The organism is Paenibacillus donghaensis (genome assembly GCF_002192415.1).
GTDB classification, from domain to species: Bacteria; Bacillota; Bacilli; order Paenibacillales; family Paenibacillaceae; genus Paenibacillus_AQ; species Paenibacillus_AQ donghaensis.
Map to the genome: position 1 here is coordinate 3241313 of NZ_CP021780.1, position 19618 is coordinate 3260930.

Sequence of the window (19618 nt, forward strand, 5' to 3'; positions counted from 1 at the left end):
GTTGCTTTTAAAGCATCCGCTTCGACCATATCTTGCAACAATAAGTGTTAGTAGATTCTTGTATCTCTATATTTGATCAACACTTATACCCATTGTTGTGGCTAGATCCGATTGCGTTTTTTGCTCAACCGCATTATGCGGTTAAACACATTTATTTGTGTCTGATTATTTCCATCACCAGTACTTCCTTACTCCATATCTCATAGCATGAAACCCTCCATATTAAAGAGGGCTGTTCAAATAACCAGCCCCAATGTTTTTACCATCCTTGTTTTGTTTTTTTATTCCATAATTCTTCAATACTATCGGTAACGATCTTAGCTCCCTTTTTGTCTCCCGTAATATTATCGATATTAAGATCGAATTTATAATGATTTACAACAGGGGCTGCATCTGATTTTTTATTCGACATTACAGAAGAAACCTGCGATAGATTATTCTTTAAATTACTCAACACATTATTAGCAATCATCCCAAAGAAATCTTGTGGTCGATCAATAACAACTTCACCTTTCTTCAAGATTGCTGGAACTTCAAAATCTTTAAGGCTATTCCACCACCCCTTTGTACTGGTTCCTTCTACTCCAACCTCTCCACCAGAATGATATTTAGTTAGATTATAAAGGTAATCATAGCTGCCATCTTGAAAGCCATACTGTTTACGATAAGCTTCATTAATGGTATTTAGTCTCTTTACTTCAGCTTGTTTATTCTTATAATCAGAAGAATCCTTAATCAGAGTTCTCATTTCAGTTAGCAATTGCTCTGCTTTCTGCTTATTGGAGAGGTATTCATTCCAAGAAGAATCCCTTTGGTTCTTTGATTCTACGGGTGTTGTATTTTTAGGTTCTTCAACACCAGGAAGACCAGAAGAATTTCCTGAACCATCAGAAGTGGGTAAGTTTTTCGCATAGTCCTTATCGAGTTTGATAGAATACTTTAAGTTCTCTGCAATCTTAGCTCCATAAGTACCTGATTTAGCTTCTAATTCTTTAAAGAATGCATCATATGCAGCCTGAACAATACTAAGTTCATTTTGAATTTTAACGGTATCATCACTCATGAGATTTTGTTTCATGTCAAAGAAATACTGTTCGTCATTCAAAAGCCCATCATAGTATTCGTCATTCTTTTTCTTGGCTTCTTCGATACCTTTGAGAACTAGTTTATTTTTATCATCTTCAAGCTTTTTCTCTTTATCAACAGCGTTCTTACGATCCTCTAACTGGTCAGATAAACCATCCTTACGAATAGTAATTTCTCTGTCACGTTGGAGTTTAGTGATTTCTTCTGCTTTGGAATCAATCTCTTTTTGTAGGTCGGCACGTTGCGCTTTGGCTTCAAGGGAATCGTCCAAAAGCTTGCTGCTAAACTTAGCATCCAATTCTGCCTTTTCTTTTTGTAGTTTTGTTAATTGCTCAGTGTAATCCTCTCCAGCAACTTCTCGATCTAAACTTTTAGACTGAGCATTAATAACAGCCTCAAAAGCAGACATCTCTTCATCGAGATTATCCATTCTAGCTTCATGTCTGGCGTCTTCTGTTTCTTTTTCTTTATCATATGCGGCATTTTGCAATTTCTGTTGCTCTTGCAACATCTTTTTATACTTTTCAATAACCTTATCTGCATAATCTTCTCTCAAGGATTTAAGAGAATCGGAATACTTATTCATGCTAAGAGTCAATTCCTTGACTTGCTTACTGTAACCCTCTCTGTCTGTTGCAGAAAGTTCTTGATTTTTAGATTGTGTCTCATAGTAAGCAATCAGATTCTTTGTTGCCTTAACTTGATCATTTATAATTCGAATCTGATTCTTCGTTTCTTCGTTGTACTCCTTGGTTCCCTCTTTGAGACCTTTAATCTTAGCTTCTGATAAGTCATATTGGTAATTCAAATCATCTAATGTGTCTGTAAGAGGAGTTGCCTTAGATTCAATTAGTGAGGCGTTAAGCTCTTTAATACCAGACGTATAATCCGTAAGATTTAGCTCATCTAAAATAGTCTTAAAATTCTTTTTACTGACAGCATCAACATTTTGACTATTAATCAATCTGTCTAAAGTTTTTTTCAGAGACTCGCTTTCCGTCTTCTGTTTCTTTGTTAATTCAATCTGAGTATTAAGTTCTTTGTTATATTCAGGAGAACCCTCAATAGAATTCGACATTCTGTTTTTAGATTGCTCAATCAAGTTATCCAAGTCAGAGATACGCTGTTTCGATGCATTGATTTCACTGTCAAAGTTCTCGATGAATTTCTGATTCTTCTCTGTTTGGATATCTGAAACATCCGTCTCCAGTTGTCTGCGAATATCATTATATTCATCCGAATTAACTTTCAATTCCTTCATTGTTGACTGAAGATTCGAGCGCTCTTGTTTCTTTAATGTTTGAATTTGAGTGTCGATGTTAACTTGCTTGACATTTTCTTGTCGCCACTCTAAGGAATCGGGATCAAGCGTTTCCTGAACCTTTTTAGATGCTTCAATTTGTAATTGAGCTGCCGCAACTAAGCGTTCGTATTTATATTTAATAGACGCAAGAATTTTAAGATCATTCTCATATTTTTTATCAAGTAGCGCTTTGTTTTCTGTAACCTTTTCTTCTACTGCATCAGCCATATCTTTGTCAGTTGGCGCGTCCGTCTTAGTGGTTGTTCCACCAACCTTAGATGTTGACACACCAGTTGTTGACGGTGTAGTTGATAATTTAGGAATATTGCTTTCAATTGATTTACCGGAAAAACCACCATATGCCTTTAATACTTTAGGAGCATAAGCTTTTGTTTCCTTAAAGGGAATATTGTTGATCTTTCCATTTTTAATCCACTTGTCTACATTTCCTTCCCCAGCGTTGTAAGCGTACAGTGCGAGTTCAATATCGCCATTATATTTCTTAACTAGCCTAGCAAAATGTTTGGTTCCTCCAGCAATATTTTGTTCAGGATCATAACTATTTTTAACTCCTAAACCCTTTGCTGTTCCCGGCATTAATTGCATTAACCCTGCCGCACCAGCACTGGAAGTAGAATTGGTGTTGAAACTACTTTCTGTCTTTATAATGGCGGCTATAAGATTGGGGTCAAGATCATGAATACCAGCATATTTATTAATTAATTCAGAGTATTGCGTATTTGTTGAAGTAGACCCTGTTCCTGAACTAGAAGATGGAGTTGGGGTAGAGGTGGTTTCGTCCCCACTAGATGTTTTAACTGTGGTTATAACCTTAGTTGAAACTAATCTCTCAGGATGTTCAATCCCTTGTTTATTCAGTTTGATCTGTTCCTGAATCAAACGATTCTCTTCTTTAAGGGAGTCACGGTACTTCTGTTCTCCCTCGCTCATTCTAGAGCGACTACTGATTAAATCTTCTTGAGCTTTCTTAACAACTTCAAGCTTTTTCTGAAGCTCTGTAAGAATTTCAACAGTATCAGTGTATGAGTCAGTTAACTTATCATTTTCTTTCTTGGATTCATTTGCAACTTCATTCAGATCAGCAGCAGCCGCTTTAGTGATTCCGTACTTTGCAGAAGCTTCTTCAAGCCATTTCGTAACTTCTTGAATAGCTTGATACTCTCTTATAAGAATCTTCTCGGCGTTAAGATCGCCATTCGATACTTTTAGTTCAAGCAACTTGAGATTTGCCTGATACTGATCTTTCATTGCTTGTAGTCTTAATCCTGTATTGGTCAGCAGATCTTGAGTAATTTCATTCTCAGCCTTTGGAATCGCTTTTGCTTCTTCTTTTTTTGCTGCAATAAAATCAAGAAGAGATTCCTTACTGCTATTAACATACCCTTTAAAATCATCATAACGTGAATTCATCTTACTAATAGTATCAATAGACAAATGCCCATTTTCTTGCATTTCGCTTTGAGCAGTATTTAATGTTTTGATTTCATCTTTAGTTGCTTCAATTGATTTGGCAAATTCTTCGACATTTTGAGCATTGAATTCATTATTGAGATTTGTTAAAGCTTCAGATAAAGACAATACCTTCTTTTCTGTGTCTTCTGATTCGTCTCCCATGTTGCCCAAACCGTCTGACATTTCGTCTCCGGCAGTACCAAATTGAATTTTCATGAAAACATCACGAAGTGTTTTAAGTTGTTCCCCAACACCGCTGATACTCTTTGGTAATTTCTTTTCAAATACCTTATTTACATCATCAATACTTTTAACATTGGGAGTGTTTAGCAAAGTAAAAAATTCTTGAAGTTGTTTTGTATCAAGCTTAAGACCATTCTCCGCATCTAGTTGTGCTAATGCATCAAATATAGCCCTTGTTGCTGGTTCAATCTTTTCTCCAGACTTCTCCATACCATCAACAAAGTTTCTGAATTCACCCTTAATACCCTCAGATGCTTTGTTGATATTCTTCTTATATTCATCTGTTGCAGAAGACATTTTCTTATTGGCTTCTTTTAATGCATCTGCCAAATATTCACCAAGTTTGTTAAGTGCTAAAACGTCACCTGACTTGTTGGGGTCAAGGCTTTGTTGAGGTGAAAACATGTCACTCCAATATCCTTCTTGATTGGACATTGCCTTTTTACTATCTCTGTTATTTAAAAATTCTTGATATTTATCTTGTACTTCTTTAGCAGCTTTTACTGCCGTTTCCATATCCTTCTTCTGTTTCTCAATATCAGAACGGACAGAAGACTCTTCACTTCTAAATTCTAGAGACGCACTTTCTCTCTTGAGTCTAATTTCCTCTTCTAATAGATTAATTTTAGTCTCAATTAAACCCTGATTCTCTTTATAACCTTCTCCTTCTGCGCCAAGAGAAGTTAAAGATAGTTCGTACTTGCTTTGTAATTCGCTTTCAATTCTAGACAGTTTGATCTTTTCTTCTGCCGTTAGTATTACTTTTTTTGCCAATGTCTCATATTCAGTTGATAATTCCTTCAGTCTGTCGGCAATGGCAATCTGGTCACTTAATGTGGTCAAGGCTTCTGTGGTATCCTGAATTTCCTCTTTGGCTCCACTAAATTTATTAATTGCCCATTCAGCAGCAAAACCAATAGCAGTTAATACAAGCCCTACACCAGATGCCGCAAGAAGCCCTCTTAATCCTGCCTTAAGTCCAGCAATAGATATTGTAAGCCCCTTAATACCAGCACTTGCAAGTGTAGTAATTGCAGGAAGACCAGCAATGGCACGGCTAGCATTGATAACACTGATAACTATGCTTGTAGATGCTGCTTTAAATGCTGCGCTCATTCCATACGCTGCAAATCCAACACTTCCTAGTACAACAGGCAATAATCCAACTTTATCAACAATCCAAGTAAATGCATTTGCGAATCCTGTACCAACTTTAATTAATCCTACAAGTGAATCTGTAATTACAGCACTGCCCATTGTTAAAGCCAATTCTTGCCAAGAAGCTTTCATAATATTGGTTCTAGATTCTAGAGACTGCATATATTTAGCATTTTCACTTACGGCAGATCCTTGACTATGTAATGCCTCTTCTGTTGCTTCAAGTCCTGTGTTCCAGTTGCTCAAAAGGGCGAGAAATTTGTTCAACTGATTTCGACCAGCCAACGTCACACCAATATTTTGTTGTTGCTCATTACTCAAGGTTGACCATTTCGATTGCAAATCTGTTAAAATGTCTTGTACTGGTTTGACATCGCCAGACAGTCCACGAATAGATACGCCAACACTCTTTAGAGTATCTTCTGCCTTATCCATAGTTGTGATGCGACTAAAAATGGTGCGGAGAGAATTCCCCACAACTGAACCTGATTCTCTTGTGGCGCTCATAATCGCTGTTTCGTAACCAAGCAATGTATCCATTTCAACACCGAATTGTTTAGCTGTAGCTCCAGCCTTTTGCATGCCAATTGCCAATTGTTGAGTTGTAACACTATAATTGTTGTCAATCTGATTTAATTTATCGACGATTGTTATACTTCTATCTGCCTCAATATTGAAACTGATCATTGCACTGGTTATGGCATTAACTGCTTCAGTTGGTGTTAATTCAGAAATGTTCTGAGCTAATACAGCAACCTTGGTCAAATCCATAGTTTGACTTTCATTGTTGCCCATTCTAGCAAACTCAATCATTGACTCTCCAACATCAGTCATTGAACGACCAAGTTTTTTTGCTAAATCCGATTGCCTAGCAAGCATTCCTTCAAAGTCTGTAAAGCTATCCATTACACGCTTCAATTGCGTCATTTGTTCATCAACTTTGTAGATTAGCGATACTGCTTCCTTTAACCCTCTAAATGGAGCATAGAACAAGGACATGCCGCCAACCCACATTGTAATCTTGCCAAGTGTTTTGGATATTGTATTCCCGAATGTATTCATGCCAGATGAACTGTTTTTTGCTTCAGAAGAAATTCTTCTCAAATTTACATCCATCTGTTTTAATTCTTGACTCAACTTAGGGGTTGCAGTGGTTAATGCCTTAACATCAGACAACCATTTCTCTAACGCCGTCCTACTCGTTGTTGGCATAGACATATTTTTGAGATTATCAAACTTAATCTGTGCTACTTGTTGGTATAGTTTAAGTTGATGAGCTAATGCTTCTTTTTTCTTATTCTGTAGAGCCAAATCCTTTGCTTCTCGATCATAGTTTTCGGTTCTCTTACCACCAGTGACATTCCCATCACTATTTTTATTTACAGTTGTATTAAAGTTTTTCGTACCATAAACTTCAGAAGAAGCTACTCTTCTTAATTCTGAGTTGAGTTGTATAGTTGCCTTTAATTTTTTTCCATAGCCATCAAGAACAGACTGGTCAATTCTAATAGCGGCAGTATGATTTTTAATCCCCTGAGTTTTTTTATTAATAATCTCTTGGGTCTTGGTAATTACTTCGCCACTCTTTAGTTGTTGCTGAGTCCACTTGTTAATTACTCCAGTTTCATTTGTAACAATCTTTTCATGCTGTGAGATTACTCTATTATTTTCTTTAAGTGCTTCCCTTACTTTCCCAAACCCATCCACTACAGACTTCAATCCATTTAGCGCTTTACTATCTATGTTTACTTTAACGTTTGCTTTAATATCTTTAATTTGAGGTTGTAGAATCTTTGAAATCTGACTATTAACCTCACGAATACTTTTCTTAGTATCCAAGGAAGCACTAATCAATATTTTTAAATTTTGTGACAAATATATTCACCGCTTTCTTGTTTTGTAAAAAAAATAGCAGACTGCAAGAGTCCGCTATAGTGTGTATTATTAAATTTTGGACTTATAGAAAAATCGAATAAGATTCAAAATCAACAAAGTTAGAAAGTTCATTTTTTAATGACTTACCTTTGCTTGATGTTATTTTGTCCAGTGTATTTATGTATTTGCTATGTAAGGTATTAAAATCTTCTAGATAATACATGTCTCCGTCTTCAAAGCAATCAATAATATTTTTATCTATGTTCATTTCAACAGATAAATCATCGACACTCACACCTAGATGCGAACGAACGAATCCCAGAAACTGTCCCTCTTCAAAGAGACATCTTTCATTTTCAAAAATATTCATTGATCCACCTCTATGTATTATTCTGAAACCTGAGATTGCTGCTTTAATTTTTCCTTTTCAACTTCTTCTAGAATTTTATTATTTGTAGCATCAATTTCAACGGCAAACTCTTCAAGTAATTTATTTGTTTCTTCTTTGTCAAAACCATTTAGGATATCTTCCGTATATTCGTACTTTCCTAATTGGCTCATTAAATCAACGTAGTCATCATAAGTTTTTGCTTCAACGGACAGAGTGCTAAAATGTTTAATCATTAAAGCCGTTTGAATTCCAATCGAAATATCAGTAGAAAGGTATTCTTCACACTTTTCTTCATGAAGTTGTTGGTCAAACTCTCCTTCTACATTTGATTCCTTTGTAATTTCAATGAGTTTATCAAAGAACAATTGAATGAACTCCGCTTTAGCCAATGCTTTTGTATCTGGATCAAACTTTATATTCACATCCAAGTGATTCTTACTGTCTAGTTGAATACGTTTTGTTTCACGGTATTTAGCATTTTCCTTTTTAATTGCTCCAAGTGTTAGTGTTTTGCTCATTTTTTATAATCTCCCTTTAATTCATTATTTTTTATTCATCAAATCGAGGCTTCTTAACAAACCAGATAATTTCCGACCATCAAAAAGAAGCCACCATCTCATGGCAACTTCAAGGCTAATCAAATTGCGACTGCATTAAGTCGCATTTCTACTAACGTTTAATCAATACTTCTTTCATGGATAGCGCAATACCCTTTTAGAACATTGCGCTATGTTTATTTTTATGTATTAAACCAATTCGTCTTCATAAATGGTTTCTTCAACCATTACTTCTTCACCATCAACTTTCACACCAAAAATATCGAATACCATTGTGAGTGTTGCCGCGTCTCCTGTGGCATTGTGTGTAACAGTGTAGTTAGGTTGCATGCTTGCTTTAAAGTACTTCTTTTGAACAGCAACAAGATTTGTAGTACCACCATTACTTCCAACTTCATCGGCATAGAATGTATCGCCAATCAAAGTAACATATCCAGGGAATCCCTTTGTGGTATATGTAACAGTGTGTGCACTTGTTGCTTCAAACTGATAATATACTTCCACTTCATCACCGATAGCTACAGTTGATGTGGCCGCAAGTGTAATAAGATTATCTGTTACAGTCTGTACTTCTTGTGGTTTTCCAATAGCGATACCATTTTTATATGGAAGTACCGAAACAAACGCAACTCCTAGTGGCTTTCGTTTGAGTGAAATTGTTTTTCCTGTGGAAACCTTCACGACTTCCGTTTTATAAATATTCTTAGCACCGCTTGTGATAGGATTACCAGCAAGAATAGCCAAGTGCTGGAGTGTAAAGATTTGAGTTTCGACAGTCAATACTCTAGTCTTAGCTCCATCGAACTTAATTCGCCGTGTACCACCGGAACCTCCCGTTGCAAAAGTTCTATCGCCAGCCGATTCATCGGACGCAGTGTTGGCATAATCAAAGTACATCAGCGGTGTAGCAGTAATATAATCAAGTACCTGCAAATTCATAATTTCTCGTGAACCATAACGACCCAAATCTAACATGTAATAAATTCCTCCTATTATGTATAACCATTTTATAATTTTGTTTTCTTGATCCATTCAGGCATCTGGCCTTTTTCTCCAAGATGCCCATTAGCCCATACAGGAAGAATCCTGTTAAAACTATCTTTAAGGCTCATTCGTTCCAAGTGTTCATAGACTTGATAAATCGTCAATTCCTTGACATTGAAAACATTTATTCCGTTACCTTCAGCTACGCACAAGATAGATAAAACATCCTTCAAATCTAAATTATCATCAGAATTTTTATTTATCTTTTTCAACATTGCATTTCTTTTCTCAAGTAATTCTTTTGCTTTTGAGCTTGAAAATTTCGTTTCCTTTTTCTTCTCGCTATCTGACCCATTCAACATTTTAATAACTGAGCTTAACTCCATATAATTATCTTTATTACAGAGAGGTTGATTGTCTACAATAAAGCAGAAGGTATGAGTGTCAAAATTAACTGGCTTATTAATGAAAAATGATAGAGAATCACAAATATATTGAACTATGGTTGGATGAGACACCAAGACATCAAAATCATCTTCATTTTTCATGGTTTCATATTTATCTTTATCAAAATTGAATAGATCCAGTAAGATTCTTTCTTTATCGAAAGAAGCCAGTATTAAATGTGAGTAATATACACTCTCACCAATACTTGAAATCTCTCTAATAGTAGGAGAGCAAAAGTCTATATTGTTCCACTCACAAGAGTTGCCCAAGAATGCATCAAGTCTACTTATTGGAGTCATTAGTTGAAATCCATTGGTTGATAAGACAACACATATCCCTGAAACTTCTCATTAACAACGTATTCGTTTAGTCCAGCAAATTCTAATTTCCCAATTCCCAGACCTCTTTTGTTATTCATCAACTCTTCAATCTTTGTCAGAATAAAATCCATGCGAGAATAACCATAATCCGTCTTAAACAAATCACGATGAGTAAACATGTAAATAGCTATCAAACCACTCTTATAGCTACTCTTAACAAGCCTGTAGTTAGTCATGGATAAAGTTATGTATGTCTTTGCATCTTCACTAATGTTAGGAATAAACCTGTGAGGGAATATATTTTTATGAATCAAATCAGAAGTATCTTCGATATTCTCCTGCTCAAGAAAGCCTTGGTCGGTATAGAATATTGCCTTACATAGTTCCTGATCCTCTAACACCCTATTCATAATAGTATTTTTATAATCAGTAATTTCAGATAAAAACGTCATTTAATCAACTCCACTAATACAGCGGTTTAATTCTGATTCTTTTGTTTGTTGTAGCTAGTCCATTTGCGTTAGATAGATGCAATCTAACATATCCCAATGTCTGAGCCGCTATAACCGAACAACTATTGTTCACACTGTCTTGCGCTCCAATGGTTGCGAGATTTGTAATAGAGATTCCATCATCATCAGTCAGTGAAAACTTACTTTCATCTGGATACTCGACACCATTGCGATAGAATTTAGCAGTATAAGTCTGCGTTCTACCTTTTTTAATGTCGTCTACTCCAATGATTTCACAGGTATAAGAGTATGCAGTAGACTCGGTAACACTAATTTCAATTTGTGTAGACACATTGTTATATGTGGCTGTAACAAATACTGACCCTGTTGCAATAGGCTTTAGGAATCCAGTAGAATCAATACTTGCCACATTTGTATTACTTAATGAGTACTCTATAACGGGGGATGTTACGAGGATGTTTCTATTCGTTACATTGACGTTTAGTTGTAGTGTCTGCTCTGTATTAATAGTCGCGAAAGAACCATTAGTAATATTAATTTTATAATCTGCAATATGATCATAATAATCTGCAATTTCAAGTTCTAAATTGTCCTTTGCGGAATTCAAGTCTGCCGATGATTGAAGACTTAGGTTAACAAGTCCCTCATCACTTACATAATCAACATCAACAACCTTAAAGGCTTCTCCACCAATAATAAACCTCTTATCCCGCTTCAACTTGATAGTGTGCCCATTTTTCTGAACAACCGCTTGTCTGTGTCCATTGGGCAAGTTAATAATACTTCCTTCATCAATTCCCGAACTTGACTTATTATAATAAAATACAGAGGGAAAAGACTGAATACTACCTTCACTATCAACCCACTTAAGATTAATGTTACACATTTCAATCTTACTTTTTTGATACATTTGATTATATTGAGGCTTCAGCATAACTATATAGCTGTCCTGACTGTGCCTGATAACATCTCCTGCTTTATAGCCATTTAATTCAGACAGAATTTGCAGAACATTGTCTTTAGAGGTTTGTTGTATAATGACTCTCTTTTCCTGATCACCAATAATTACAGTGTAAGCTTCAGGAGAAACACCCAACAATTCATTAAATCCCCTCAATGCATAATTATCAAACTGTTCTTTTTCAAAACCAGAGTAATATGTTTGGTTCATTAAATACCAAGGTTCAGACAGTATCTTCACCCCTCATCATAAAAACTGTTTGTTTTGAGCATATATTTCAGTTTGGATATTTTCTCTTCTTCGTTTGCTAGAGCTTGAAGAGAAAACCTTTTTGCATCTCCCATACCTGTTAGGGATATGTCTTTACCTACAATATTTGTGAGTTTAATAATTCTATCAATCTCACGTTCAAGGTAAGCAGTATACATACATCTACCCAACAAATTTATTTCAATTTTTTTTAAGTCTGTTTCAAACTCATTCGATTCATCACTCCATTGTAGTTCATAGAGTTCTAATTCAAATTCACTTAAAGCAGTTTCGAAAAATTCTTTAATTAATCCATCAGGAAGAATAACGGGCGATTGGAATTTTGCGTAGAACGATTTCTGAACTTTTTCATAAGGAGTAGACATTTATTCTCCCCCTATTATTTCTCGAATTTCAATTCAGTATATTCTTCAATGAATTGTACTTTGGCAAGATCATTCAATTTATTCTTAATCGCTACTTCCATCAGTAATGCTTTTTGGAATTGATGAAGAACTTTCTTCTCAACGTTCTCTTTAAAACTAGAGAATGTTTTCAAATTGATGATACGGACAATTTCATCCTCTGTAAGAACCTCTTGCTTTTCTTTTGTATCTTCAGAATCAAAACCAAGATGTGCTCTTACTTCTTCATCTTCAATATATACTCTAGCATTTGTACCTTTTTCATCATCACCAGCAAAGATTCTATTTCCTTCGTTTACTTGAGCAATAATCTCAGCAACTGGAATACTTACAGATTTTTTAGCAGCAATCCTAAAGTCTCCATTACTCTCAATCCGAGCAACATACAAATCCCATGTGCAAAGATTTCTTACCTTTACCTTTTTCGTTTCATCCAATGACATAGAATCCTCCATTTATATCAGGGAGCGTCAAAAAGACACTCCCATTTATTATATTTATTTTACTTCTGGCAGTTCAAAATTAGTATCAGAGAGCAACGCAATTTCATATTCTCTGCCCTCTGCAACACCAACACCAAGTTCCATATCAAAGCGTGTCAATTCAGTACCAGTAACGATATCATTACCAGTCATTGAAGTGACTCCGCCCTTTTTAAAGATTTGCAAAGGAGATACGCTGCCTTGTGGCACAACAAACAACAATCCTTCTGGAAGGTAAGTCTTAAAGTTATCTCCTGCATCATTAAGAGAGTTCAGGTTATAACTATTCGCCAATTCCACAATTGGGCTACCTTTATACGTAGAGAGCAGTCCAGTTTGACGAATTTCATTCATAACTGCCTCAGAAAGGAAAGTGTTTTTAGCATCGGTTGGGTCTGACTTGAAACCTGCAAAATCATTGAGTTGAGAAACTACAGAGAAATCTCCCATAATGGATGGTTTACCGAATCGACGCACCTTTTTAAGAATATCATCCAAAGCAGTCTTATTAATACCAGAATTCTCTGCAAAGTATTTAACTCCCTTAGCATCCTTGATAGCATTGTAAAGTTTAAGGATAATGTAATAAACAGATTTATTCATCATATCAATCTCAACTTGCTTCATACCTTCAGCTACCTTGTCGAGATTACCGCTTGCGATTTCACGATAATTAACCGCAAAACCGGAACTGATTGTTTGTGTACTGATTGGATATTCTCTCCATTCAGTAGCTCCAAACGATACATCACCTTGTGATGCCTGGAAATTACTACGAATAGAAGTATGTTTATACGTTCTCATCATTGGCTGTTCATTGTATCCAATGTTCTTATATGTTCCCATAAAGCTTGCGAGTTGTACCAGTTCATTCAATTTGGGTTCAAGATCATATCGAACGATTGTATTAATCTCTGCTTTCGCATTGGGAAAACCATTGTTCGCTTGTTCACCAAGTTCTTTTAGTCGGGCATAAACTTGATCGACTTTTTTACCGTCAAAACGGCTCATATCTTTACCTCTTGTAATTGCGCTAAAAATCTCAACAAAAGGTGATGTTTGTTTAAGATTCGGAATATTGAAGTCACCAGTATTTTTAATATTGTTCATAGAATTAAACTCAAATGCTCTTGTCATTATATGTATTTCTCCTTAATTAGTATGTATTATTGTACTACTACTTTTCCGTAAAATCCTTTGTCGCCAAAGGTTGTTTTCTCAAGTACCTTGATCTTCACACCATAGTCTGTTGCCGTAGATACCTTCCACTTACCTTTTGCTGTTGGGTCAGTGGTATCATCGCAAGGAACCAAGAAAGCACCAATTGCAACAGTAGCAAAGTCATCTTTAACAACATCATGAGAAAGTTCAACAGGAAGATCTACTAGGTCAGTCAATTTAAAGGCTCGTACTGGTTCGCCTACTGCAATATAGAAATCGCTGGAATTACGAATCTCAGGCTTATCGATGATATTCCAAACAACATGAACGTCTTTGCTTTTTGCGATAGTAGGTGTGGCAGCAGTAGGAGCAAGACCCGTAGTATCATCAGGAATTACCACATACCCGTTATAGGTATCGATTACAGCTTTATTACGTGGGTTATGGCGCACCTGTTTGTATGCACCGATTGTGCCGAATTTAAACATTATTTTATTCCTCCAATTAATTAATAAATATCAGTATAATCTTGCTTAGTTTTATTATTTTCGAACATATCACCATAAACACTCTTAGCACTATTCAATTCCAATTGCTCTTGTTCTTCCTTATTGGTTCTTTTCTCAAGAACTTTTTGAACAATAAACGAATTGATTTCACTAACAATAGTCTGAATTCCTTCTGCGGATGGCTCAGAAGTAAAAGCAGCAACCTTTTCTTTTACGGTAGCTTTTTCATCTTCTGTATATGTAACAAGCTTACTATTCAGTTCAGCAATAAGAGTCTTATCCTCATTAGCTTTCTTGTACTTAGTAAGTCCTTCAATAGTTGTTTTTGCTGCTTCGAGCTGTTGATTCAACTCTGTAATTTGTTTTTGAATTTCTTCGTCCAACTTATTTTCCTCCTTTATATTTTTATTATGTAAATGATTAAGTTCTAGTAAAACAGCACTTTCATCACTTGGCTTTATTCCAAGGATTGCATCACCAGTATAATCATAAATCATCGGTACTCTGCCCTTCTCGATACATCCAGACTCATAGATAATTACGTCATTGCCTGAATTTTTCTTTCCACAAATCTCAATGGATGTTTGAGGGAAATCATTGTCATACATTTTGGATTTGAGCCAAGTTACGAAATTAGGAAATCTTTGCTCATAAATATACCCTTCAGCTACCAATGCTCTAATTGTTCTGCCATTTACCTCAATGGTCTCAATAGAGGCATTTTCAGCAGTACCTACAACAGCACTATCTTGAAATTTCGGCCCATCATTTTCAACACTAGTCATGCCATGTCCAAATGGTTCTGATTTATCCCAATCAATGAATTGAACACAAATTGGCATTCCTTTTGCAGAATTTATGTTATCTAAAACATACTGTTCTTTCCAACTAATTCCGTTCTCATTATAACTTTGGTTGTTCTCGTGAATTTCATGGACAACCCAGCGAAGATAAGTGCGTCCTGTAACTTCGTTTTTTTGATTTAATTCAAGAATCGAGTTCTTCATTATTCACCTCCTTTTGGGGAAGGATTATTATTTGCATCATTCGATTTTGTTTTAATCGTATTTTCATTTGTAGGATTATCTTCGGTTGGTTTATTGTCATTCGTAGATTGTGTAAATGAGGTTTGATGTACGGGGAATTTCTGATCATAACCTTTTATTAATTCCTCTTCCATTAATGCAAAGCAAGCATCAGGATTAAATCCAGAAGCAGCAATCCATAACTCTAAAGGGCCTTTGCCTAGTGTATACAAATCTTTGGCATTATTTTTGATTCCCTCTCTATTGAGGTGAGTTGTTTGTAAATAACTAAGTTTTATTTCACACTTATCATCTTTTATAACATTTTCATTAATGACCTTGTTATATTCATTTTCTATTTGCGCAATCCAAGAAAATATTTCTGCTGAAATCAAATCTAAGTTGTTTTTTTGACTAGAATAGTTTGATTCTTCCCCGTTCAGAAGAGAACTCGCAAATCCTAAATCTGTAGCTATTTTCTTGATAAGTTCATCATCTTTGATTTTATCAAGAATGCTTAAATCAATTTTCAGCTCATTGAGTGTCGTTCCTGCTGCTATCGAGAAGAAATTGATTCCTGAATTATTTTTACGATTAAAAATAGCGTCTCTAACATCGTTGTGCTGCTTTTGTTGTTGTGTGCTTGAAAGAACCGATTTGTTTTCTTTACTTCCTTCAGGGAACGTTTGGTAAATAACTTGTCCATTCGCTCTTTGGATAGTGTCTCTTTTAACCTCTGTATAGTCTTGATCAAACAGAATATCAAGAAAAGCCCCTAAACCTAACGGTCTACCCCAACGTTCATCTATATCAGCTCTAGCCTTTAGAACAACTGTTTTGTTATTATCTAACACCAACCATTTTTCACTTTTAGAGGAATTATATTTCTTATAGCCTTCTCTGATTTCTTTGGGATATCTCATCAATCTCTGTGAAAGTCCGTTTGTTCTAAATTGGTCAAAGTATTGCATATCGAAGGCAACAACGTAGCTAGAATTCTCTGTCCCAACAATCTTACAATAATCAATTGGAAGACTTATTACTCCGCAATTGATTTTATTATTGTTTAATTCTGCAATCGCATCTATTTCATAATCAGAGAAAGAACCTTTTAAACTTTTCAATTCTTCCGATATAAAGTATCCAAAATATGTTCCTGATTTAGAAAGTTTTCTAATAATGTCTCTAGTAAGAGTATCATCTTTCATTTTAGAAAGAGAATTTTTGTACTTTTCCTTGTTAGTAGCATATCTTTTGCTCTGAACATTCGAACCGTATACAACTTTATCCAGTGTTGGCAATGCAACAATATAATCAATTACACGACTATATAGCCCTTTTGAATTGTATAACGTATCAGATAGGTCGCGTATTTCCTTGTTAAAAATAATATGATCACGCATCCACATTTTTACTGTATCTGCGGTTGCTCTATATTGTCTTCTACCTGTATCTATCCATTCAATTGATTTATAAGAGTTATGTTCATAACTCTCTTCATTTTCTGTCACTAGTATTCTTCACTCCTTTCTTTAATTGTGGAAGAAATGATAATCATACTCTTCATCTGAGTCCGTAGAAAATTTTTCTCTTTCCAATTCATCGGCATAAAAGTTTGTATATGCCGCACTAGAATATCTATCTTTTCTATTTGCTCCAACCTCGTATACTTTTACATAACCGTTTCTTATATCATATTCTAAGCTTACAGATTCGTTTATTAATGCCGTAGTTTGATAATATGGATACAATAATCTAACCTGGTCTTCTACCGATTTTTTATCATAGTCATATTTCTCAATTAAATATTCTTTCCCAACTATTTCGTTCTCCAGAAATAGGATTTTCTTCTTTTGAAGTGAGTTCCTGAAACTTAGTGCAATTTCATGGTTTAGTTGTGCATTACCTTTGATGGAATAGATTAGAGGAATTGCGTTTTTATCCAATGCTCTATTTTTCATTTCTTCATTATTCATAGCGCACCATGCTGGATATTCAACGTCTCTTACTTCATCGTACAAACTTCTAGCACAATCGTCATATAAAGATAGACCATTACCGTGTGTATCCATGACAACATAATCCGCACTAAAATCAGAGTATAATTGTTTCAATCTTATAGCTTGTATCTCTGAGTGTTGTCCGTTCATGGACTCTATGTAGACTACTTGTCTTTCATACATATTGTCTTTAGGAATTAGACGGTAACAGGAGAAAATAGTGTTATCATTCATTTCTCCGCCCATCATTGCAACGTCGACACCAACTATTCTTATTTCATGTTCTAACTTTTTATATGTACTCTTAACACCACTTACAAAATCTATGTTAGACAATGGATAAAAGGGTTTGACTTTACCTGTTCTACAGTTTTCGAAGTCATTAATTTTGAAATACGCTTTCTCTGATTCACCGAAAAATAGACATTCCATTTCCATCTTCCACTTAATAGCATCGAAATCGTCTTCTTTCATCTCTTCATCGACTTTTGACTGAAGGTATAAGCCTTCTTCAACGGATAATTGATAAGGCAAGCCACAAACAAAGTAATTTCTACCCTGTAACATTGCATTTTTAAAAGACACTGCTCTATCCCACGACCAGTGATTCTTATACCACGCAGAACTTATGTATATCTCTTTATTTTCCTCTTGTAGATGTTTGTATTCTGGTTTATCTAAATATTTAGGCTGTCTTGGATTGGCGTTGAATTTTCTCAATACAGTATTCAAGATGTCCTTTTTGATCATTCGAAATTCTTCCAAAATTAATATGTTTGCGCGATAGCCTCTAGAGTTATCGTTTGAAGTTACTGCTTCAATGGTAGATCCATTATAGAAATAAACCTTTGTTTCATCCTTACCTGTATTAATGTGTTTTATTTCTCTCTTCAGATTAGGACTGTCATTCTGTAGTTTGACAATTTTTTCTTTAATTATTAGTCCTGCTTGCCCTCTAGTACCAGAAGCGATTAAAACAGATGTGCCGGGAAATAAGATGCATCGAATACAAGCGTAACACGCTATGATCCAGCTTTTTCCCTGTCCTCTGGCTGCAAGATACATAAAGTAAGTAGAATAATTCATCATGTATAGTATGATTAACTGAAATAATTTTAAATTTATTCCTAAATAATCACCTGCAAATCTATGTGGATTTTCTCTGTAGAATGAAGCCCATAACTTCACTTTCTCTTTGGTAATATCACCTTTATTTGCTTTGTTATTTTTTCTCATGTGATATCACTATCTTTATTCGATGCCATACCAAATAACTTAGAGAAGTGCTTAATGAAATATTTGTCGAGGTATTTTTTTATTTTGTCTAAATCTTTAAATTTATCTAACGGTTCAGGAATTGGTTCTTCTTCTTCTATTTTCTTGATCCACATACCGAAAATTGCATCCGATTGATTGAGGTTATTCTTTTGCGTGGGCTTAACATTTGCATCTGTCATAAGCTTACTAATGGTGTTTACTAAATCTGTATACTCTTTTGTATTTGTTGTTCTATTAAGTTTGAATTGGGTTACTGCTATTTGTTTTAATAATAGCTCTTGAATTAAACTTTCACATTCATAACCTTCGGTCAAATTATTATAGTGCATTTCAAGTTCTCTTATATCGTTGTCTTCGTACCCATGCCAAAATAATTTAATTTCTTCAGATATGGCTACGCTATTAATGGGTGTTTGTACAATATATTTCTGTTCAAATACACTTTCATCAAATGTTTTTTTTCCATTGTTCAAAGAGCTAATGTACGTAATATATTTGCCCCATTTTTCATCTGCGAGAATCCATTGTTTTTCAATAAATGGTCTGTTGATTAATCTAAGTAAATCGATAGCTCTGTCTTTTAACTTCTCTGGTTCTGCATTTAAAAATGATTCAATACATTCTTTACACATGGGAAATATCTTAATATCTTTATTCATTATATAATTGCTATTATTGTGACTATAGAAATTTGTTTGATTTATTCTTAGATCCCTATCACAAGAAAAGCAATTATGAGTTGCTTTTTGTTTTTGAACCGCCATTTCATTTTCACCTCTGTTTTTATCTTTCCTTTTTTATACTCAGATTTCCCCTATCAAAAATATAAGCATAAAAAAGTAACCCAATCGCAGAAAAACCACAATTGGGTTCAAGTTAGGGGATTTATATGTGATTATTAATTCATTTTACTGAAGTAGCAATCACATAATAATCATTAAAACTGAAATTGCAATATAGAAAAAGAGCATGGGCATACTCTTGAACTAAAATAATATAAATGGAGGGTGCAATGCACCCCCACAACATCCTTGACATGCCCCAATTAAGGACAAATACCTTTAAGCAATGGCTTTAGGTATTCCGTGGAATCATCACGACTCGTCAATATCAAGGCGTAAAAATTAAATAAATAGTGGTATAGGCAGGGAGCAAAAGGGAGAGTAATACTCCCTATCCCTATACCACTATAGTAAAACTATACAAAAACGCTGTATC

General features: G+C 35.0%; 15 protein-coding genes. All 15 read right to left on the reverse strand.

The features are described 5' to 3' along the window. Positions 1–259: 259 nt before the first annotated feature. Positions 260–7138: a phage tail tape measure protein gene (locus tag B9T62_RS14050; RefSeq protein WP_087915824.1), complete on the reverse strand. Its 6879-nt coding sequence runs from the start codon at positions 7136–7138 to the stop codon at positions 260–262. An 82-nt stretch (positions 7139–7220) separates the two neighbouring features. Further along, the gene (locus B9T62_RS14055) at positions 7221–7508 is read right to left on the reverse strand and encodes a hypothetical protein (protein ID WP_087915825.1); all 288 of its coding nucleotides are present in this window, start codon (positions 7506–7508) and stop codon (positions 7221–7223) included. Between the two features lie 17 nt (positions 7509–7525). After that, positions 7526–8047: a hypothetical protein gene (locus tag B9T62_RS14060; protein ID WP_087915826.1), complete on the reverse strand. Its 522-nt coding sequence runs from the start codon at positions 8045–8047 to the stop codon at positions 7526–7528. 228 nt (positions 8048–8275) lie between these two features. After that, positions 8276–9061, reverse strand: coding sequence for a hypothetical protein (locus B9T62_RS14065; protein ID WP_087915827.1), 786 nt, complete (start codon positions 9059–9061; stop codon positions 8276–8278). 32 nt (positions 9062–9093) lie between these two features. After that, positions 9094–9816: a hypothetical protein gene (locus B9T62_RS14070; RefSeq protein WP_087915828.1), complete on the reverse strand. Its 723-nt coding sequence runs from the start codon at positions 9814–9816 to the stop codon at positions 9094–9096. Then, positions 9816–10289, reverse strand: coding sequence for a hypothetical protein (locus B9T62_RS14075; protein ID WP_087915829.1), 474 nt, complete (start codon positions 10287–10289; stop codon positions 9816–9818). The genes B9T62_RS14070 and B9T62_RS14075 overlap by 1 nt, the downstream gene beginning before the upstream one ends. 13 nt (positions 10290–10302) lie before the next feature. Then, complete coding sequence (locus tag B9T62_RS14080) at positions 10303–11511, reverse strand: Ig-like domain-containing protein (RefSeq protein WP_169834381.1); 1209 nt, start codon at positions 11509–11511, stop codon at positions 10303–10305. Beyond that, on the reverse strand, positions 11508–11906 hold the full coding sequence (locus tag B9T62_RS14085) for a hypothetical protein (RefSeq protein WP_087915831.1): 399 nt from the start codon (positions 11904–11906) through the stop codon (positions 11508–11510). The genes B9T62_RS14080 and B9T62_RS14085 overlap by 4 nt, the downstream gene beginning before the upstream one ends. Before the next feature lie 14 nt (positions 11907–11920). Further along, entirely contained in the window at positions 11921–12388 is a 468-nt protein-coding gene (locus tag B9T62_RS14090) for a hypothetical protein (protein ID WP_087915832.1), read from the reverse strand. A gap of 54 nt (positions 12389–12442) precedes the next feature. Next, positions 12443–13564, reverse strand: a complete 1122-nt coding sequence (locus tag B9T62_RS14095) for a hypothetical protein (protein WP_087915833.1) — start codon at positions 13562–13564, stop codon at positions 12443–12445. A gap of 29 nt (positions 13565–13593) precedes the next feature. Next, positions 13594–14076 (reverse strand): hypothetical protein, encoded by a 483-nt coding sequence (locus tag B9T62_RS14100; RefSeq protein WP_087915834.1) that lies wholly within the window; start codon positions 14074–14076, stop codon positions 13594–13596. 20 nt (positions 14077–14096) lie between these two features. Then, a complete protein-coding gene (locus B9T62_RS14105) occupies positions 14097–15104 on the reverse strand; it encodes a hypothetical protein (RefSeq protein WP_087915835.1) in 1008 nt (335 codons plus the stop codon). Beyond that, on the reverse strand, positions 15104–16633 hold the full coding sequence (locus B9T62_RS14110) for a phage portal family protein (protein ID WP_087915836.1): 1530 nt from the start codon (positions 16631–16633) through the stop codon (positions 15104–15106). Before B9T62_RS14110 ends, B9T62_RS14105 begins: the two co-directional genes overlap by 1 nt. A 21-nt stretch (positions 16634–16654) precedes the next feature. Further along, positions 16655–18358 (reverse strand): terminase large subunit domain-containing protein, encoded by a 1704-nt coding sequence (locus B9T62_RS14115; RefSeq protein ID WP_087915837.1) that lies wholly within the window; start codon positions 18356–18358, stop codon positions 16655–16657. After that, positions 18355–19164 carry a hypothetical protein gene (locus B9T62_RS14120; RefSeq protein ID WP_087915838.1) on the reverse strand — a complete coding sequence of 270 codons (810 nt, stop codon included), beginning with the start codon at positions 19162–19164 and terminating at the stop codon, positions 18355–18357. The genes B9T62_RS14115 and B9T62_RS14120 overlap by 4 nt, the downstream gene beginning before the upstream one ends. Positions 19165–19618 lie beyond the last annotated feature (454 nt).